Annotated in this window: 18 protein-coding genes; all 18 read right to left on the bottom strand. The window is 47.2% G+C overall.

Annotated elements, in window-relative coordinates:
- Positions 1–2: 2 nt before the first annotated feature.
- Positions 3–491: a hypothetical protein gene (locus tag SGRA_RS14685; RefSeq protein ID WP_015693549.1), complete on the bottom strand. Its 489-nt coding sequence runs from the start codon at positions 489–491 to the stop codon at positions 3–5.
- Positions 484–2,139: a chemotaxis protein CheA gene (locus SGRA_RS14680; RefSeq protein ID WP_015693548.1), complete on the bottom strand. Its 1,656-nt coding sequence runs from the start codon at positions 2,137–2,139 to the stop codon at positions 484–486. Before SGRA_RS14680 ends, SGRA_RS14685 begins: the two co-directional genes overlap by 8 nt.
- Before the next feature lie 179 nt (positions 2,140–2,318).
- Complete coding sequence (cheB, locus tag SGRA_RS14675) at positions 2,319–3,368, bottom strand: chemotaxis-specific protein-glutamate methyltransferase CheB (RefSeq protein WP_015693547.1); 1,050 nt, start codon at positions 3,366–3,368, stop codon at positions 2,319–2,321.
- A complete protein-coding gene (locus SGRA_RS14670) occupies positions 3,349–3,732 on the bottom strand; it encodes a response regulator (protein WP_015693546.1) in 384 nt (127 codons plus the stop codon). The genes cheB and SGRA_RS14670 overlap by 20 nt, the downstream gene beginning before the upstream one ends.
- Before the next feature lie 324 nt (positions 3,733–4,056).
- Positions 4,057–4,560, bottom strand: a complete 504-nt coding sequence (locus SGRA_RS14660) for a chemotaxis protein CheW (RefSeq protein ID WP_015693544.1) — start codon at positions 4,558–4,560, stop codon at positions 4,057–4,059.
- Position 4,561: 1 nt separating this feature from the next.
- The gene (locus tag SGRA_RS14655) at positions 4,562–6,835 is read right to left on the bottom strand and encodes a methyl-accepting chemotaxis protein (protein ID WP_015693543.1); all 2,274 of its coding nucleotides are present in this window, start codon (positions 6,833–6,835) and stop codon (positions 4,562–4,564) included.
- Positions 6,836–7,118: 283 nt separating this feature from the next.
- Positions 7,119–7,856: a chromophore lyase CpcT/CpeT gene (locus SGRA_RS14650; protein ID WP_015693542.1), complete on the bottom strand. Its 738-nt coding sequence runs from the start codon at positions 7,854–7,856 to the stop codon at positions 7,119–7,121.
- A 28-nt stretch (positions 7,857–7,884) separates the two neighbouring features.
- The gene (locus SGRA_RS14645; protein WP_015693541.1) at positions 7,885–8,685 is read right to left on the bottom strand and encodes a queuosine precursor transporter; all 801 of its coding nucleotides are present in this window, start codon (positions 8,683–8,685) and stop codon (positions 7,885–7,887) included.
- A gap of 4 nt (positions 8,686–8,689) precedes the next feature.
- Positions 8,690–10,939: a SulP family inorganic anion transporter gene (locus tag SGRA_RS14640; protein ID WP_015693540.1), complete on the bottom strand. Its 2,250-nt coding sequence runs from the start codon at positions 10,937–10,939 to the stop codon at positions 8,690–8,692.
- 493 nt (positions 10,940–11,432) lie between these two features.
- Positions 11,433–13,061 (bottom strand): ATP-binding SpoIIE family protein phosphatase, encoded by a 1,629-nt coding sequence (locus SGRA_RS14630; protein ID WP_015693538.1) that lies wholly within the window; start codon positions 13,059–13,061, stop codon positions 11,433–11,435.
- A 7-nt stretch (positions 13,062–13,068) separates the two neighbouring features.
- Positions 13,069–13,671: a SpoIIE family protein phosphatase gene (locus SGRA_RS14625; RefSeq protein WP_015693537.1), complete on the bottom strand. Its 603-nt coding sequence runs from the start codon at positions 13,669–13,671 to the stop codon at positions 13,069–13,071.
- Positions 13,668–14,066, bottom strand: coding sequence for an anti-sigma regulatory factor (locus tag SGRA_RS14620; protein ID WP_015693536.1), 399 nt, complete (start codon positions 14,064–14,066; stop codon positions 13,668–13,670). Before SGRA_RS14620 ends, SGRA_RS14625 begins: the two co-directional genes overlap by 4 nt.
- Positions 14,066–14,425 carry an STAS domain-containing protein gene (locus SGRA_RS14615; RefSeq protein WP_002657047.1) on the bottom strand — a complete coding sequence of 120 codons (360 nt, stop codon included), beginning with the start codon at positions 14,423–14,425 and terminating at the stop codon, positions 14,066–14,068. The genes SGRA_RS14620 and SGRA_RS14615 overlap by 1 nt, the downstream gene beginning before the upstream one ends.
- Positions 14,426–15,301 carry a protoglobin domain-containing protein gene (locus SGRA_RS14610; RefSeq protein WP_015693535.1) on the bottom strand — a complete coding sequence of 292 codons (876 nt, stop codon included), beginning with the start codon at positions 15,299–15,301 and terminating at the stop codon, positions 14,426–14,428.
- Positions 15,302–15,364: 63 nt separating this feature from the next.
- On the bottom strand, positions 15,365–15,697 hold the full coding sequence (locus SGRA_RS14605; RefSeq protein WP_041329686.1) for an STAS domain-containing protein: 333 nt from the start codon (positions 15,695–15,697) through the stop codon (positions 15,365–15,367).
- Between the two features lie 61 nt (positions 15,698–15,758).
- On the bottom strand, positions 15,759–16,286 hold the full coding sequence (locus SGRA_RS14600) for a helix-turn-helix domain-containing protein (RefSeq protein ID WP_015693533.1): 528 nt from the start codon (positions 16,284–16,286) through the stop codon (positions 15,759–15,761).
- A complete protein-coding gene (locus SGRA_RS14595) occupies positions 16,286–17,005 on the bottom strand; it encodes a helix-turn-helix transcriptional regulator (protein WP_015693532.1) in 720 nt (239 codons plus the stop codon). Before SGRA_RS14595 ends, SGRA_RS14600 begins: the two co-directional genes overlap by 1 nt.
- A gap of 282 nt (positions 17,006–17,287) precedes the next feature.
- A complete protein-coding gene (locus tag SGRA_RS14590) occupies positions 17,288–18,418 on the bottom strand; it encodes a cysteine desulfurase family protein (RefSeq protein ID WP_015693531.1) in 1,131 nt (376 codons plus the stop codon).
- Between the last annotated feature and the right edge of the window lie 117 nt (positions 18,419–18,535).

The raw sequence follows: 18,535 nt of genomic DNA, 5'->3' as shown, positions 1-18,535 counted from the left end.
GCTTATTTTATCCTATTTTTGGGTAGCTGTTCCCCAGCTACGGTCCAATAAATACAGACTGGCTTGGGGAGGCCCACTGCGCTAAAAGATAAGCGAAAAGACCAACTCTCCGCGCTTATCTCTTTCCAGTTTTTAAATACTGGGGGTAAACCATAAATTAAGCCCTCATAATGGTCCGCAAAGCTGGCCAAAAAGTTCCCCGAAAGGATGTTGTCCAGTTCGATAAAAAAGGCTTCTTCCATTTCGGCAGAGACAGCCGCTCCTGCTTGGGCCAAAATTGCTTGTTTCCAAGCCTGAGGAATGAGCAAAAAAGATGCGCCTACAATTGGGCCTTTCAGCTGGGTTTGCCAACAACTCCCCTCCTTCGGAAGTTGGTCCAGACAGTCTATGCCCAAGTAGTTTACCTTTTTCCCACTATAGCTCTGCAAAAGCTCGAGCATTTTTGGTACAGCAGCCAATAGCAACTGACTAAATTCTTCTTGTTTACGCATCCCGTTCTCGCTTGAAGTCCTCAAATAGTGTGTCTATGGTCAATAGCAAACAAACTTCGCCATTGCCCAAAATCGCAGCTCGCCTAAACAAAGGATGTTGGTCTAAGGGAGGAGCTAATTTGCGTTCAAAAATCTCTTTTTGTTGCTGCAAACGATCTACCCAAAGGGCCATTCGCTGATCTCCATAATGCAAAAGTAAGAGCTGAAGCTCCGCCTCTGCATCTAGCTCGGCGATGCCTTCTTTTTTTTGCCCAAATACCTGGGCCAAAGCCCGAATCGGATAAAAGTCGCCCTCATAGTTGCACATCCAGTTCTGGCCCACCCACTCTAAAGATTTGCGCCTAATGCTCAGCACTAAATCCGCCATATCAATAGGCAGGGCAAAGCTTTGTCCGCCTTGCTCAAAAAGAAGCACGGTGCGCATGGCCATAGAGTAAGGCATTTGTAAACAAAAGGTACTTCCTTTGCCTAAAACGGTGGACAAACTCAGTTTGCCCCCCAAAGATTGTAGGGCATTCCGAACCGCATCTAGGCCCACTCCCCTACCCGCCAAATCAGTCAATTCACTGGCCGAAGAAAAACCCGATTTAAAGAGGTATTCAAAGCATTCTTCATCACTCAATTTGGCCAGCTGGGCCGCAGTTAGCCAACCTAATTCAATGAGTTTTTGCTCAATTTTTTTACGGTCTACGCCCGCTCCATCATCAGTTAACTCAATAACAACCTGGTCCTTATTGGTCCTTGCCTGCAACAATAATGTCCCTACTTCCTCTTTGCCCGCCAATAGGCGTTCCTCGGGCTTTTCTATGCCATGACTCATCGCATTGCGCAATAAATGTTGTAAGGCATCGGCAATAACGGGCAAAAGGTTGCGGTCAATCTCCGTCTGTCCTCCCCGAATCTCTAGGCGGGCCTTTTTGCCCGTTTGTCGACACAAGTCGCTCAAGATTCTCGGATATTTGGCAAAGAGCAACTGCAACTCAGACATCCGCAGTTGCATAATCTGGTATTGCAGCTCTGTACTCAGCCGATGTAGGGTCAAAAAGCGATAATCATTGCCTTTTTCCTGCTGATCTTCCAACATCAATCGGTCCTTTTCTATACTGAGCTCTCCCACCAAATTGAGCAGCTGCGTTAGCCGTTCTACGGGCACTTTCAAATGGTCCGAAAGCCGAATATCTCGAGGAGCCGATAGGTTTTCGGCGGGTTCTTTAGGCGCTTCTTTTTCTTCAGAGGTAGGCAGCGCCTCCACCCTATTTTCCCGCTTTTTGGCCTTTCGCAAAGCTACTTTTAGCTTGGTGCTAAAGCCTTTATAGGCTAGTTTTTCTTCCGTCCGAATGGCCGCAATTAAATCAGAAAGTAGGTCACTGCTTCGCAAAAAAAGCGCAATATCATCGGGCCAAAGCGGAAATTCTCCAGCCTGTAGGGCCTTAAAATAATCTTCCAAAAGATGACTCACCGCCGCAATGCCCTCATAACCTAGGCCCATAGCATTCCCCTTTAGGGTGTGCGTCAACCTAAAAATAGGGGCCCAGAGGTCTTTGCGCTCGGGACTAGCTTCTAGCTGCAAAAACAAGGCTTCTAGTTCCGCCTGCTGCTGTTCTGCTTCTGCTAAAAATATCGCCTTGTACTCATCTCCTGTTTCCAACTGTTTTGCTTTTACTGAGTTTAACTGTTTTTTTGGGGCCTCCCGCCTTCGGCGGGCGCTACGTTTCGCAGCTCGCTCTTCGCTCGGCCCTGCGCCGCCTGCGGCGGCTGGGTCTGGCCTAACGGCCACTGCTGCACATCGCTAGGCCAGTTGGCCTGCGGCCAAGGCGGCTTTGCCGCCTACTCCATATCTAGTAATTGGACCAAAAAGGGCGGAATAGCCGAGAGAGACAACTCCCTTCGGCTGGCGCCTATTTCTTGAGCCGCTCGGGGCATTCCATAAATGCTAGAGCTAGCTTCATCTTGGTTGATCGTAAAGCCGCCAGCCTCCTTAATGGCCAATAAGCCTTTGGCCCCATCGGACCCCATTCCCGTGAGCAAAACCCCCAAAAGAGTTTTTCCAATCACCTCTGCGGCCGACTCAAAAAGGGCGTCTACAGAAGGGTAATTATAGGAAGGATGCGTTCTTTGGCTCCAAGCAAAAAGGTAGTCATTAGGAATTCCCCGCAAGAGCAAATGATGATCTCCAGGGGCCAAATAGACCTGATTGGGTTTTGGGCGTTCTCCATTTTGGGCCAGACTCACCTTTAGTTTCGACAACTTTTGTAGGCGGCTGGCAAAAGCGGGCAAAAAGGCCTGCGGCATATGCTGGGCAATAACAATAGGCAGCGGCCAATTTTCGGGCAATTGGGCCAAAATAAACTCTAGGGTGGCGGGACCGCCAGTAGAAGCGCCCAACAATAGCATTTCGTAGGGCAAATCTGTTGAAAAAGAGTGTTTGGCTTGGCTAGCAAAAGCCTGTGGTTTTTGGGCCAAATTAGTGGCTAGGGCCGCCTTAATTTTTTGGTCCAACTCTAGACCAAAATGCTGCAAATTGCCATCGCGCAAAGAGGGCTTGGCCAGTACATCGGTGGCCCCAGCCGCCAAGGCTTTGAGCAAAAGCTCTTCGCCTTGGCTGGCTGCAGAGAGCAACAAAATGGGACAAGGGCAATTTGATTTCATAATTTGCTCTACCCCATAAAGGCCGTCGTAATCGCCCATAAAAAGGTCCATCAGGACCAAATCAGGTTGAAATTTGGCGGCCATTTCTGCGGCCTCCTTACCATCTCTGGCTTGGCCCACAATATCATAGCCTCGATTATTGCCCAACCAAGAACGAATCAGCTGGCGCATCACAGCCGAATCTTCGGCCAATAAGATGCGTTTGGGCTTATTCGGTAATTTGGTCATTGAGGCATTTATTTGCGGTATCGAGTAATTCTTCTGGGGTAAAGGGTTTGACCAAATAGGCAGAGGCCCCCAATTTGAGGCAATCTTGAATAACAGACTCTTGGCCTACGGCGCTAATCATAATGACTTTGGCGTTTAGTTCTTCGGCTTGGAAGACCTCTAGAATATCGCTACCGATCATATCGGGCAAGATATTATCTAGGGTAATGAGGTCGGGTTCTAGGACCATGGCCAAATCAATAGCTTGTTCGCCATTGGCGGCTTGGCCGACCACTTCATATTCTTCTTCTGCAGCCTGAAAAGACTTGAGGATCAGGCTACGCATATAGAGCGAATCGTCTACAATTAAGACTTTCTTTTTCATAATGGATTTTTGAGGAGGGTGGATAATTAAAAATGAATTTAGGGGCTAGCCCTTTATTTTTTGGCGAGCCTTGGCGAGTTTTTTGGCCAAAGGCCCTTTGTATTGGCCTAGCGATGTGCAGCAGTGGCCCGAGGGGCCAGACCCAGCCAGCTTGCTGGCGCAGGGCCGAGCGAATAGCGAGCTGCGAAACGTAGCGCCGCAGCTTTGCTGCGGAGGCCCCAAAACAGCAGCGAGCTGCGGAGCGACAACAAGGCCTTTAGGCCGCAGTTCGACGACCGAAGGGAGTAACCGCCCGCCGAAGGCGGGAGGCCCCAAAACAGCAGCTTAAATTTTATCAATATCTAGAAGCACCGCAATTCCTTTTGGGCTTTGAAAAAGGGCTTTGATATAAGGATTATTTTGGAAGAGCCCATCTGCTTTTTGGAGATCTTGGAGATTCACCTTGAGGGTTTCGGGCAGTTTGGGGATGAGTAGGCCTTGTTTTTTATCCTTTTGTTGGAGGACCAGAAAGAAATCCGCCTTTTGTTCGGCCCCTATTTTTTGGTCGAGCAAGTTAAAGATATTGATGGCTGCAAGGATCTCTCCACGGACATTGACCACCCCTTGGATATGGGCCTGCGCCTTGGGAATTTTGGCCATAGGGGGGCAGGGCAGCACTTCTTTAGCGGCCGAAATGGGGAGGGCGTAGGTTGTTTCTCCAAGCTCAAAGCTCACCAATTGGATTTGCGGACCTTTGGTTGTGTCGGTCATTTTTTTGCGTTCCTCTTGGGCGGCCTGTTGCAGTTCATCCAGCGAGATATAGGCCTGTTGATTTTCCTCTTTGGGCATATTATCTCAATTTAAATTTCAGAATATTCTCTTGGAGTTGGGTAGCCACTTCGGCCAGGTCCTTACTGGTTGCCGAAACCTCATTCATCCCTTGGCTGAGCACTCGGGTAGAATTGGCGACCTGTTCGGTACCGTAGGCAGTTTCCTCGGCGACCACGACAATTTTCTCGATATTTCGGACCGTAGCATCAATAGCCTCCTTTTGTTGGTTGCTAGAATAGACGATACTTTCCGAGAGGCTAAACGTTTGGTTATTAGACTCTTGAATATCCTTAAAGACCTCTTCAGCCTCTTTAGAAGCTTCTCCGCCCGACTTCACATTTTCCTCCATCAGCTCGATAGCTCGGCTAGCGGCATAGATATCCTTTTGGACCTCTCGGATGATGCGTTCGATATTGACGGCAGAGCGGCGGGAGCCCTCGGCCAGTTTGCGAATTTCCTCGGCGACCACGGCAAAACCTCGGCCGGCTTCACCGGCTCTAGCGGCTTCGATAGCGGCATTTAGGGCCAGTAAATTGGTTTGCGAGGCGATATCGGTAATAATGCTGAGCGTGCTTGCAATTTCCTCGGAGCGGTTGGAGAGCACCGAAATAGACTGGGCTGTACTTTGGGCAGATTGGCGGATCGACTCCATATTATCGACCATAAGTTTTAGGGTAGCCAGGCCTTCTGAGGAAGAACTTTGGCCCTTATGAGCGGCTTGGTTAATCAGCTCGGCCTTTTGTTTCATCAGGTTAGCGGCCTTGAGCAGCTCATCCATTTGTTTGCTGGCCTCATCGGTTTGTTGCGCCTGTTGTTGGGCTCCTTGGGCCATTTGTTGAGTTGCGGAAGCGGCTTCTTTGGTTGTACTTTGCATTTCCTCGCCTTTGGTCAGCATTTCTTCTGAGGCAGTGGCCAGCAGATCAGCAATTTGGGCCGTATTCGTGAGCAGGCCATTGAGGCTAAGGATAGCTTGGTTGATTCCTTCGCTAAGATTGCGGATATCGCCTTGGACTTCGATATCGAATTGGCCAGTGAGGTCGCCCTCAGCCAATTGGTCGATAATTTTGCCAAGTTGGCCGATGGGTGTAGAGACAGATTCGAGCAGCATATTGACAGAATCGACCAGCATTAGCCAGTCGCCACTTGCATTTTCTAGCTTGAGTCGGGCGCCCAGATTACCTTCTTGGCCTGCGGCGGCCACCACACGATTGACTTCTAGGACCACCTCTTTTTGGCGGCTAATATCATTAGCGATTTTGACCACCTTAGTCACTCGGCCCGATTCATCTTCTACGGGAGTATAGGCCGCTAGGATAAAAACATCTTTTCCTGTTTTAGAGATGCGGCGGAACTCCCCTTCTTGTTTTTGGCCCATAGAGAGGTCGGCCCAAAACTGCTGATATTTATCACTATTTCGGTAGTCGGGGTCCACCAGCATAGAATGATGATGGCCGAGTAACTCTCGTTTATGGTGATAGCCCATTAGTTGGACAAAATTATCATTAACATCTAGGATATTTCCATTTGGATCAAACTCAATTCGGCCAAAAGAGCTATCTATAGTTTCTCGGAGGGCCTCTGCATTGAGTGAAATAGCTTTTTGTTTTGTGATATCTAGGGCAATTTTAACAATCTTGCTCACCTTTCCCTCTTGGTTTTTGACTGGGGTATAAGCGGCTTGGATCCAGACATCTTCGCCCTTGATATTTTGGCGTTTAAACTCCCCTTCTTGGGTTTGGCCTAGGGCCAAAGACTGCCAAAACTGTTGGTACGCTATAGATTTTTTGTAGCTATCGCTCACAAAAATAGAGTGATGTTTACCGATGACCTCTTGGGCAGAATTAAAGCCCATGAGTTGGGCAAAATTATCATTGAGATAGAGGATATTTCCGAGAGGGTCAAACTCAATACGGCCAAAAGACTTATCGATGGTCAATTGCAGGGCTTGAGAGCCGGCTTGCATTTGGGCCTGTTCGCTTTGGTCTTCGAGGAAAAGCAGATAGCGTTTAGTTTCTGCCTCATTTTTCAGTTCTTGAATATGGACGCGCAAATGAGATACGCCTTCAAATAAGCCATAAAGCTCATAGACTTTTGCTTGCCGTTCTCCTTTGCGGTAAGCTTGTAGGGCCTGCGGCACAAAAGGCAGGCAAATGCTGCTATACTCGCCAATGAGTTGGCTTGCCTCCTGCTTTAATAATTCTGTAGCAGCTTGATTTACTAGCGCTATCCGAAGGTCTTCGGATAGGATAATTGCAGGCGTAGGGAGCTGCTCATAAATTTGTTGATAGTTCATGCTAATTTTTTCTATATCTCTCTAAAAAAGTAAGTGCTTCTTTAGAGGCGGGAATGGGGGAATACATTCTATTTGTTTAACGAGAAAATGAGCTAAAGGGGTGCTCTTTACTCGCATTATTCTGCCAGTAAATTTCTCTTTAGACAAAAGGGCTAGCAAGACTTCATACATAAAGTATCTGGGGAGGCAGAAATAGCAAAGGCCTCGCAGAGCGAGGCCTTTGTATCTTTTGAATGCTCATTTAATAATAAGCAAAAACAATTAGACTTTCAAATGGTTTAGACTAATTCTTCCCTACTTTAATATAGCCTTCATCGCCAGGATTAAGGCGGAGGAAAGACAGGCCGGGGCCTTCTGTAGCCTTGAGTTTTTGTTTATTCTTATCATAGAAAGTAAACCACATGGTATAGCCCTCATCGGTAGTTTCATACATGAGGTCGACATAGCGGGCAGCCGTAGTAGAAGTAAGCATTTCGCAGGTTACCTCATCCGGCATTAGGGTTTTGAAGCTTCCTTTTTTGTGTTCCTGATGAATGATTGTCAGGTCGCAGGCGGGGTTTTTGATCAGGTCCTTACGGATATCGAGTTTAGGGAACTTGCTTTTTTTCCAGGCATTGATATACTTTTCGGGTTCTTTGAGGTAATACACCTCTTGGCGGAAGCTATCGCGATCAATTTGCACATATTGTTCGATGCGTTGATCGAGTGGGCTTTCTTTCATATCGGGAGAAAATAGTTCGAGATAGACCCAAAACTCTCCTGGGCGGTCATATTGAAAAATGGGAACCACCACAAACTCTTGGGGGGGTTCGGCGCTATTTTCTTCTAAAAGTTGTTGACGATTACTAAAGTGGCCTACTAGCTGTGATTTTAGGCGGTCAAATTTGTTAAATATTTTGGAGATCTCCTCTGGAGTTTTGCTTGACTTTTCATAAAGTGAACTGCCTGCTTTTTTACCGCCAGTACAAGCGGCCAAAGCAAATACCAAGAGCAAGATCGCCCATAGCTGTTTTTTCTGCATAAGATTGATGATCGGTTATTGATGGAGACTACTCTCCTTCTTTTGAAGATGATTCCTTGGCTGGGAGAAGTGCTGTATGTTTAAGTTCATCAGCTAATTTCTTGCCCAAATAGTTATCAATAATGTGGTGCATCCAATAAAGCAAAGGCGTTAGGAGGATGGCCACAGTAAATTTATAAATATAATTAACGGTTCCTACAGCAATGATGCGGTCAAAGGTCCAATCGGCGCCTAGGCCAAAAGCGATATAAAGGACTACAAAGCTATCAATGAGTTGAGATACCAGGGTAGAGCCGGTTGCTCTCATCCAGATGCGGCTTTCTCCGGTTGCTCTTTTGATGCGTTGAAAAACGATTACATCTACAATTTGGCCCACTAAAAAGGCGGTGAGCGAGCCCACGATAATCCAGAGTCCTTGTCCAAAAATAGCTTGAAATGCTATTTGCATATCTTCTGGTCCTCCATTGCCTGCTCGGCTGCCTGGCCACCAACTAGCGGGCACCAGTGCAATACTCAGAAAGACCATTAAGAAGGCGTAGAGAATAAGGACCACGGCCCCCTGCGAGAGGAAGCGCACCCCTTTGGCGCCAAAATACTCATTGATGACATCGGTCATAATGAAAACAACGGGCCAAAGTAAAACACCAGCCGTAAGATCTAAATTGAGTTCATAGCCTAGAATCATCAATCCTAGGGGGTCAAAACCACCGCTAGCCTCTAGAGAAAAGATTTTCACGCCAATGAATTCTGCAATAATTGCATTGGCAATAAAGAAACCTCCTAGGACCAAAAATAAACGGTTGGCCTTATATTGAATAATATGATTCATGTTCCTAAGATTTTAATTGTGCTTGAGTTTGTTTGCGCCAGCTCAACATGAGCTTTTTAGAGAGTTCCTCTGCAAAATTGTGCATTTCTCGCATTTCTTGTAAAGAGGCAAAGCGCAACTGGTGCATTATGAAAATCATGGTTCCGTTCGATTCGATATAGTGCGTGGGCTGGCTCTCCAAAAAGTCGAGCAAATCCGTATCAAAAAACTCACGCATATCTTTTTCGCTGGGGCCACGCAAGAGGTAGCGATGCGAAAATTGGGGATGGGATCTAAAGTTGACATCCTTATAAACCGATAATTGCGCGCCTATTTTAGTGGGACCTTTTTCGGCCTCCAAAACAAAAAGCGGTGCATTAAAGGGAAGGTGCAACAAGATAATACTACTATGATAGGCCTGCGCATTGAAAAGCGCCCCCTGGGCAAAGGTCAAATCACAACTCTCCCATTCAAAAAAGAGTTGGTAGTTCCCCTTAGCCATATTGAGCTTATATTCAATGGGCCGAGTCTGGAAAAAACTAAACTGCTTGAGCATATTCACCTCCCAACTCAGCTCGGGCCAAAATTGCCCGCTTTTTGCCTCTGCCAATTCGCCCAAAGCCTGCTGCCTTTTGGTCAGCTGTGGCTTTTTGTTTTCGGGCAATACGTGCATGGCATTGGGGTGACGCGAAGAGGTTTCATGCGCATCTAAACCAATAATATCAAAGTTGAGGTTGGGCAAATCATAGCGCTCTACCTCCTCATTGAGGTACTCCAAAACCGCCGAGTCTACCAAACGAGTATTAGAAAGGTCCAAAATCAAGAGGTCCTTTTTGTTGGCCGAACGCAGCGTATTTTTTAGCTGTAAAATATTGATGAAGTTGATGACGCCCTTAATGGCCACATAAATCTGCCCATCGGCCCGCTCTTCTACCTGAATATCGGGGCGCAAAAGGTAACGCCAAAACTGCTTAAACTCTAAATTAGATTGGCTATACTGCAAGAAAATAGTCACGGCAAAACCAAAGGCAATTCCCCAAAGTAAGCCGTTAAATAGAATCATGAGCAGGGTCGAAATAAGGACCACAAACTGCTCTAAACCTAGGCGAAAAGTATCCTTAAAGATTTTTGGAGAGGCCAATTTATAGGCCGTAAAAATAAGCAAGGTGGCCAGTGCAGCCAAGGGCACCCCCCGAGCAAATACAGGCAAAAAGAGCACAAAAACAACCAACATCAAGGCCTGAAATAAATTGGCCCATTTGGTTTTTGCCCCATAATACATAGGCACGGCCGTAATCACGGGCAGGCCACCAACACAGGCCGAAAAAATACTGCTCAATCCACAAGCAAAGAGATCCTTATTCAGATTGGTTTGTCGACCCAAAGGATCAATTTTATCCATGGCCTTGGCCGAAATCACGGTCTCAATAGACACAATCAGGGTAATGGTGACCACAATCTGCCAGAAGTAAAAATGGTCCCACTTTGAGAAGTCGGGATAGACCACATTTTCCCAAATGTCCTCAGGTAAATTGACCAATAAATCTGGGCCCAAAGCAAAACTTTGGCCCATAGCCTCCACCGTATGCGGCTCATCCAAATTGAGCAGATAAGCCATAATCATACTAAAACCAATAACCCAAACTGGGCCCGGAATCATCTGTATCCAACGGTTTTTGGTATAGGCCTGCAAAACCAAAAGGGCCACCGAGCCCAAGGTAATCAGCCCCACAATAGGGTTTTGGCGCAAAAAGAGCTCTGGAATCTCCTCCAAGCTCTCCATGGGCGTTAGGGCCCAGCTCTCGGCGCCTAAGGCCACCGGCATCTGTTTACCCAAAATGATCAGCCCAATAGCGCCTAAAACACCATAAATAACCGATCTAGAAAATATATCTCCATAACGGCCCAAACGAAGAAGGCCGAAGAGCATCAAAAACACTCCAGCTACTACTGTGGCCGCTAAAAAATACCGAAATCCCGCCAAGGCATTGCCATCGCCCAAGAGCTCTATACAACTCAGGGTGACTACAATTAAACTAGCTGCGGGGCCATTCATGGTCAATTGGCTACTCCGAAAAAGAGTGGCAATCAACCCACCCATAATAGCCGAAAATAAACCGGCCATGGGCGGAACTCCCGAAGCTAGGGCAATCCCTAGGCAAAGCGGTATGGTGACCATAGCCATACTAAATGCAGCCACGCCATCCTCTTGCCAGGAAGGTTTGGCCTGCAGCCAGTTGCTACGCCATTCTTGCCTAAATTTTTGTCCTATCATATCTGCTTTCCATACTGCGAATAATGGGGTCTTTGCATCAGCTTGCGTTTTGCAGACTGCTTGTTCTTCTTTGTTTTTTGTTTTTTTTGGGGCTGCCCCTGCGGCCTACGGCCTTGGGTCGGGCTCTGTCGTGGCTCGCAGGTCTGCTCGGCCCTGCAGTTTTTTCGCTGCGCTCAAAAACTTGGGTCTGCGGCTTCGCCGCACCACTTTCCATCCCTCAGCCAATAGCCGCCGCCCTGCCTCTGGCCCAAAAGCCAGAATATTGGGGGGGAGGAAGCTATAGAAAACGCTAGGGGCTAAAATAGGGAAAGACTGCCCTACTTCGACGACCGAAGGGAGGAGCAGTCTACAGGGCGCTTTAGCGCCCGCAGGCCTAGCTGCCTGTAGGGGTGCCGCATAGCGGCAGACCAAGGCGGCAAAGCCGCCGCAGGGCCGAGCAGACCTGCGAGCCCCGCAAGGGAGTGCCGCAGCGAAGCTGCGGAGGCCCCAAAAATTACTCAAAAATATTGTACTTAATCATGAGTACGACATTCTGATCAATTTTGCGTTTATAAGAGTGCTCATCCATCAGTTTGCGGACCAAATGGATCCCCAAGCCACCAATTTCGCGCTCTTCAATCGACTTGCTCAAATCGGGCGGCGTTTTTTGGAAGGGGTTAAAAGGCAGGCCACGATCCGAAATTTCGAGTAATAGCTTGCCGGCTTGCAACTCTATTTTAATGTCGATGAGTTGGAGGCGATCCTCATCCTCAAAGCCATACTTAATAATATTAGATAATAGTTCATCGAGGACAATATTGACCTTGAGCATAACCGGCATAGGGATGCGGTGCTCATGGGCAAACTCCTCAAAGATAATCATGGCTCGTTGGACCTCAGAGATTTCGTTCTTGATACAGAACTCCTTATCGTAGGTGGCCACGGCTTGGCCCTTACCTAAGAAGCTCAGGGCGATGGCTGTAATATCATCAAACTGCTCTCGTTCTCCCTTAAAAATTTGGGTAGCCTGAACAATGCGTTCTACGGTAGGCTGGGCCTGTTCATCGGGATATTGTTTGAGCAACTGTTGTAGGCGCTCATCCGAAAAGAGCTCATTAGCTTCATTGTGGGCCTCTGTAATTCCGTCGGTATAGGCAAAAACCAGATCATCGGTTTTGAGTTCTATGGTAGACTCTCGATAGACGAGGCCCTCCATAGCGGCCAAAACGGGGCCATGCAATTTGCTCAGGCGTTCGAGTTCGCCATCGGCTCGGCGGATATAAGTGGGGTTGTGTCCCGCATTAGAATAAGTAAACTGCCCAGTTTGCACATCGAGAATGCCCATAAAGAGCGTCACGAACATCGACTTGGGGTTATCCTTAGCCATTTCGGTATTCACATAAGTGAGAATACTAGCGGTAGATTGCTCTGTACTTGCTCTTGATTTGAGCAGCGTTTTACAGACCGCCATCATGAGGGCGGCGGGAACGCCTTTACCAGAAACGTCTCCGACAACGATAGCGAGGTGGCGATCATCGAGGAAATAAAAATCGTAGAAATCGCCTCCTACTTCTCGGGCGGGGATAAGTTGGGCAAAGACCTCAATTTCATCTTTATTGGGAAAAGCGGGAAAGCTAAGCGGCAGCATACTGAGTTGGATATCGCGGGCTACATTCAGCTCGTTTTCCATCCGTGCTTTGGCCAAAGTAGCCTTACGGAGATTTTCTGAAGACTCTAGTAATTCTTGGGCCAGCTCCTCCTTTGTTTTTAGGTCTAGGATATTAGAGGCGGCGCGGAACTTTCCTTCAAAATCTTCTCTGAGGCGAAAATGCTTGATTAGCAAGAGCTCGCTACTATTATTGGTGGGTTGGATTTCGTCAAAGAAAGCAGCCAAGAGGCGTTCTTCCTTAGCCGATCTTTGCACCTGAACGCTGAGTGTAATTTTTTCTCCATCGCCTTTGAGCTGCACCTCTACCTCTTGGGGGTAGGGCAATTTGCGCAAATAGGAAGAGATAGAATTACTTAGGGTAGTGACTGTAATAGCGTCTACAGTCAGCAACTCTGCCACACTAAAGACTTTATGTCTGAAGTGGTAAATATCTTCTATGGCTTGTATTCGAATATGGCTAGTGTGCAAGAACATAAGCAGGTTATTTCAGGAGGTTAAGGTAGACTATAGAGAGATCATCATAGCTACGTCCATAGTTTTCGATAATATCTGATAAGAGTTCGGGCGTTCCTCTGAGGGGCCAACTCTTACGGTAAAGGGGGCGTCCTTTAATACCATCCGAATACATCATCAGGGCATATCCTGGCAGCAATTGATGTTCAGTGATTTGGAACTGCCGGGCTCTTTGGCCCAGCACGCCATCCTTAGACACCAGCAATTGTTCTTGTTGGTGTTCGAGAATTCGGACCACGACATTGCCCAGTCCGATATACTCTAAGCGACCATCTTCATGCAGGCGGCAAACCGCTAGGGCTGCGCCTCGGCTTGCTTCAAAGTGGCGGTGAGCCTTTTGGAGCAATTCGTCTAGCGGAAGATAGTGATATTTTTTCAGATAGTCTTTAAGCTTATCTGACATTTCTGCGGCTTTTGGGCCATGGCCAAGGCTATCAATCAGGGCCAAGAAGATAGAACTTTCTTCTCTGTGGACCAGTACTGCATCTCCACAGCACTGCTCTCCTCGGCAATTTCGCCAAGAATAGTGCAACTGGAAGTATTCGTCCTCATATCGTCTGACCCAACTCATGATTTATAAATTACGATGCTCACCTCGGTTCCCTTACCAAACTCGCTTTTGATGTTAAATTCATCCATCATTCGGCGAACGCCAGGAAGGCCAAGGCCTAGGGTTCCGGAAGTACTAAAACTATCTTGTAGTGCGGCCTCAATATCTTCAATTCCTGGTCCTTGATCTATGGCCACCACCCTTACGCCTAGGCGGGGATAGTTGATCTTTTCTACATTAAAATAGCCTTCTTTGGCATACTTCAAAATATTATAGCCCAGTTCAGACACAGAAGTACTGAGCTTAGCTACTGCAATAGTAGGAAAGCCTAGATCCTTAAGCAAATTGCTTGTTTTATGGATCGTGAGATGTAGGTCCATCTCTGTACGAATATGTTGTCTAAAAACAAGTTCCATTATAACTTAGATAAGTATTCTAGGGCCAATTTAAGATCTGCCTCTACGGCTAGGGCATCAAAAGAAATGTCTAGACCGACAATAGTGGCGGTTAGACCAGGAGAGAGGCCACAAAGCACAGGGACCAAACCTACAATTTTGAGCGTTCGCATCAGTTGCAGCAGACTTTCTAGTTCTTCTGCATCGATGAGCTCCAAACCAGAGAGGTCAAAAGCTACCCCCTTGTAGTTTTGGCCTTGGATCTGATTAAAAAGGCGATCTTTTAAGGCGTTCAAGGCAGGAGCTGTTAGCTCATACTGAATAGGAACAATCAATTTGTCCTCTGAGCGCTGTACAGGTATTCTATGGAGTTGTTCCATCTATTTTTTAATTTGTCGAAGTTCTAAGCCAGTCAGTTTATAGGCCTCATTTAAAGCGGCCCGCATAGTGCCCTCCGTGATAATTTCATCAATTTGCACCCCTAGCTCTACAATAGTTTGGGCCACTGCAGGCGAGATGCCTGAAATAATACAATCGCAGCCCATTAAGCGAGAAGCTTTAGTCATTTTAATGAGGTGGTTGGCTACGGCGGTATCCACTACAGCAATTCCACTAATGTCTAAGATAAAGACTTTAGCAGCCATTTGCCCCACCTTGTCAAGCATACTGCTCATCAGCTCCTGAGCACGTTTAGAGTCAATAATTCCCACTAAAGGCAACAATAAAATATGCTCGGCGATTTGGGCTACTGGAGTAGACATTTCTCGCAAAGCTTCATTTTGCTCCTCTAGGCGCTCCTTCATGATTTTGTTGTAGGTATCTACAACAATATAGACATCCAAAGCCACCCGTCGGTGATAGGCAGTAGACAAAGCCACCGTCTCTACCCCCAAAGCATTAAATTCATCTTCAAAGAGTTTATTGAGTATCATGACAGCATCATAATACATATCTAAGGGCAGACCGATGCGGGCATGTACCTCTCCGATGCGTACTCGCTTATGCAAATAAGCATCATCTAGGTCATCTTCCCAGAAAGAGCGCCAGTGCTCTATTTGCAGCTGTTTCACCTTAGCGATATAGTCTTCAGAGTGAAAATAATCCTTAAACTTTGGAAACTGACGCATATACTCATACAGCTCATCAATAATAGCTGGCAAGCGGTCTAACATCTGTTCAGAAACAGTTTGCAAAAGCGCCAACTGCTCATCTTGGATAAAGAAGCGGTTTTTGAAATTGGAGCAGGTTAGTGACATTTTAGTGAAATTTATTCTTGGGGCTCATGGAGAAGGAGTTAGGGGGCTCCTAGTTATTCACCCTTAAGCGAATGCCGCCATAGCTGCATCTAGGTCAGGTTGCACATCCATGATGCTGCTAAAGCCCGACATATCAAGAATTTCGGTAACGACCTCATTGGCATTACAAATTTTAAGTGAGCCACCTAGGCCCAACATTTTTTTGGCTGTGGCCAAAAATACACGTAGTCCCGCACTACTCACAAATTTAGTTTGGTCCAAATTGAAGATGACTTTGCTATGTGCATTGATATGCTTATTGATCTCGGCCTCGGCAAAGCTAGCGGTTCCTGTATCTAGGCTGCCCTCAAAGCTAAGGACCAAAATGTCATTTTTTGTGGTTACGTGAACTTGCATAATTTCTATTATCTATTAAACGAATGTACGGTTATATTTTCTTTAAGTTATTGATCCCTAATCAACTATCCAACAAACCCAAACGATCGGCAAAGTGCCAAAGCTCTGCTCTGCTCTTCAGGCCCAACTTTTTGCGCAATTGCTTGAGCTGGGTTTTTATGGTAGCTTCTTTACGGGCCGAAAGTACGGCAATTTCTTTTGCCGTCTTTCCTTCTACCCAATATAATAACAATTCTCTTTCTCTTGCACTTAATTGAGCATATTTATCTCTATCGGCCTGCTCTACTAGCTCTTGCTCGAGCATTTCTTTAGAAAACTGATAAGCTCCTAAGGGGCCAAACTGTATGGCTCGGATAGACAACTTCCCTGTATCCGCCTGATAATGGGCCAAATCCAACTGCCAGTTCCCCTCAGTTTTGCGCTGACACAACTGCCAGTGATGTCCTTCTTCTTCTTGATTGAATACGGGCTGACAACCGCCTCCCCAGGGGCCTTCCTTGGCTCCAGTTTGCAAGCGACAAAGCAGCGATTGCTGTCCACAAACAAGGGGAGCAAATAAGCAATAATTAGCGGGCTCTTTTTCTTGCATTAGCCTGTTATTTTAGGGTAAATCTCAAAAGCTTGTATAAAGCGCATATACTCATGAAAACTGCTAAAAGGCAGCTTGGCCCGCAAGTTACTAAGGTGTTGTTTGACCGTTTCGCTAGAGCAACGGAGTAGGCTTGCCATTTGCTGCATGCTTTTGCCCTCTCCCCAATGCGCTAGGACCTCTAGTTCTCTAGGCGATAAGCGCCGATAATGCTCATAGTACCGCAGCTGCAAACTGCTAATTCGGAGCTGTCGTTTTAGCCGCTGGCTCCAAATGCCCGCCTCATTGACAGGGACACTGAGCGAAAACAGCCAGTTTCCGTCCTGCGAGGGCTGATGAGAGGCCAAACGCAGCTGATACTCTTTGGTCCATACAGAGCTCATCTTTACCAATAATTGATAAGGATTCAATTCCTTTTTCCAGTCTCGCCAACGCTGCAGCCGAAGATAATGCGCCAAGCTGCTCGGCTCTACAAAACTAAGAAAACGCTCTCGGCCAAAGCTGACTAAATCTTCTTCCTCGGCTACCCCATAGAATTGCCGGAAACTTTCATTGACATAGGCAAAATCAAAGCGGCGAGCATGCATAACGGCCACCGATAAAGGGCCAGGCATCCCATCAAAATAATGACTTAGGCGCTCTAAGTCTCTACTTAAGCTCCAGGTTTGCAACTCTAATAAAAGTTGTTGCTCTTGCTCTGTATGTTGTTTGATGTTCATCTTTTGATCTTTGCGCTTTAAAATAGGTCTTTATTTATTTTTTTTAGTAAAAACACCCCCCTTTTGGGGGATTTATTTTGATTTTCTCTCCAAAGAAATGCTCCTCCCTTCGACGACCAAAGGGAGGAGCAGCACGCAGGGCGCAAAGCGCCCGCAGGCCTAGCGATGTGGAGGGGTGGCCAAAGGCCAGACCGAGCCAGCTTGCTGGCGAAGGGCCGAGCGAATAGCGAGCCCCGAAACGTAGCGCCGACGAGCGAAGCGAGGCGGAGGCCCCAAAAACAACTAGACAATCTTCAATAAAGCCGCAATACAGCGGTCTATTTCTTCTTTTGTATTTTCATAGGAAAAAGAGAGGCGCAAACTGCGTAATTCATCGGGCACCCCTAGCGCCGACAAGACCCGAGAGCCCTTGAGTGCGCCCGAGCTACAAGCCGAGCCACCAGAGGCGCTAATGCCTGCCAAATCGAGCTTAAAGAGCAACATATCGGTGGGGAGCTCGCTCTGAAAATTGACCGAAAGCACCTTATAGTGACTCTCTCCCTGCCAGTCGCCATTGAAGGACAGCCGCTCTCCGAAATGAGTTTGCAACTGATCGATGAGGTAAGTTTTTAGGGCCGAAATATGCGCCCGATGCTCCGACATTTCGGCCAAGGCCAAATCAACAGCTTTGGCAAAGCCCACAATGCCTGCCACATTCTCGGTGCCCGAACGCAGCTGCCGCTCTTGGCCGCCGCCAACAATCAGGGCCGGAATATGAATGCCCTGGCGAATGTATAAAAAGCCTACGCCCTTAGGCCCATGCAACTTATGCGCAGAACCCGACATAAAATGGATGGGTGCCATTTGCTTGACATCTATGGGATAATAGCCCAGGGTTTGCACCGTATCGGTATGAAAATAGGCGCCAAACTCTTGGCAAAGAGCAGCAATAGCGGCAATATCGTTGAGGGTGCCCAGCTCATTGTTAGAGTGCATCAGGCTGACCAGCACCTTGCCCTCGGCCTTGGCCAAAAGGGTTCGCAATTGGCCCAAATCGGCCCGGCCAAACTGATCGATCGCTAAATCAATGCTCTTGACCCCAGCATCCTGCATCTGTCCAACAGAATTGCGTACGCAAGCATGCTCAATTTCGGTAGAAATGATGGTCTTGACGCCCAAGGCCGCTACCGCCCCCTTGATCGCCGTATTGTTGGCCTCCGAACCACCAGAAGTAAAAAATAACTCCGAAGGCTTGGCCCCAATAGCCCGAGCAATATTGCGGCGAGATTTCTCTACAGCCGCCCTAGCCGCCCGTCCCTCGGCATGAATAGATGATGGATTGCCATATTGCTGACGCAAAAAAGGGAGCATAGCCGTAAGGACCTCCTCCCGAAGGGCCGTCGTTGCCGCATTGTCAAAATAAATTCGTTGCATAAGATGTTGTTGTTTGCTGTATAAATGATAAGTTCGCCCCAAAGGCTAACTCAACAATAAGAAAGGTTGCGCATCCCTAAAGAATGTGCAACCTTTTATTTTCTCTCAAAGAACTGT

It is taken from the genome of Saprospira grandis str. Lewin, from assembly GCF_000250635.1.
Classification (GTDB): domain Bacteria; phylum Bacteroidota; class Bacteroidia; order Chitinophagales; family Saprospiraceae; genus Saprospira; species Saprospira grandis.
This window is presented reverse-complemented; position numbering and strand designations above follow the sequence as displayed.

Excerpts from the sequence above, each read along its gene's own strand:
- SGRA_RS14600 (WP_015693533.1), bottom strand. The coding sequence starts at position 16,286 with ATGCAAGAAAAAGAGCCCGCTAATTATTGCTTATTTGCTCCCCTTGTT.
- SGRA_RS14640 (WP_015693540.1), bottom strand. The coding sequence starts at position 10,939 with ATGATAGGACAAAAATTTAGGCAAGAATGGCGTAGCAACTGGCTGCAG.
- SGRA_RS14605 (WP_041329686.1), bottom strand. The coding sequence starts at position 15,697 with ATGCAAGTTCACGTAACCACAAAAAATGACATTTTGGTCCTTAGCTTT.
- SGRA_RS14685 (WP_015693549.1), bottom strand. The coding sequence starts at position 491 with ATGCGTAAACAAGAAGAATTTAGTCAGTTGCTATTGGCTGCTGTACCA.
- SGRA_RS14655 (WP_015693543.1), bottom strand. The coding sequence starts at position 6,835 with ATGAACTATCAACAAATTTATGAGCAGCTCCCTACGCCTGCAATTATC.
- SGRA_RS14650 (WP_015693542.1), bottom strand. The coding sequence starts at position 7,856 with ATGCAGAAAAAACAGCTATGGGCGATCTTGCTCTTGGTATTTGCTTTG.
- SGRA_RS14610 (WP_015693535.1), bottom strand. The coding sequence starts at position 15,301 with ATGTCACTAACCTGCTCCAATTTCAAAAACCGCTTCTTTATCCAAGAT.
- SGRA_RS14595 (WP_015693532.1), bottom strand. The coding sequence starts at position 17,005 with ATGAACATCAAACAACATACAGAGCAAGAGCAACAACTTTTATTAGAG.
- cheB (WP_015693547.1), bottom strand. The coding sequence starts at position 3,368 with ATGACCAAATTACCGAATAAGCCCAAACGCATCTTATTGGCCGAAGAT.
- SGRA_RS14660 (WP_015693544.1), bottom strand. The coding sequence starts at position 4,560 with ATGCCCAAAGAGGAAAATCAACAGGCCTATATCTCGCTGGATGAACTG.
- SGRA_RS14645 (WP_015693541.1), bottom strand. The coding sequence starts at position 8,685 with ATGAATCATATTATTCAATATAAGGCCAACCGTTTATTTTTGGTCCTA.
- SGRA_RS14625 (WP_015693537.1), bottom strand. The coding sequence starts at position 13,671 with ATGAGTTGGGTCAGACGATATGAGGACGAATACTTCCAGTTGCACTAT.
- SGRA_RS14590 (WP_015693531.1), bottom strand. The coding sequence starts at position 18,418 with ATGCAACGAATTTATTTTGACAATGCGGCAACGACGGCCCTTCGGGAG.
- SGRA_RS14615 (WP_002657047.1), bottom strand. The coding sequence starts at position 14,425 with ATGGAACAACTCCATAGAATACCTGTACAGCGCTCAGAGGACAAATTG.
- SGRA_RS14620 (WP_015693536.1), bottom strand. The coding sequence starts at position 14,066 with ATGGAACTTGTTTTTAGACAACATATTCGTACAGAGATGGACCTACAT.
- SGRA_RS14670 (WP_015693546.1), bottom strand. The coding sequence starts at position 3,732 with ATGAAAAAGAAAGTCTTAATTGTAGACGATTCGCTCTATATGCGTAGC.
- SGRA_RS14630 (WP_015693538.1), bottom strand. The coding sequence starts at position 13,061 with ATGTTCTTGCACACTAGCCATATTCGAATACAAGCCATAGAAGATATT.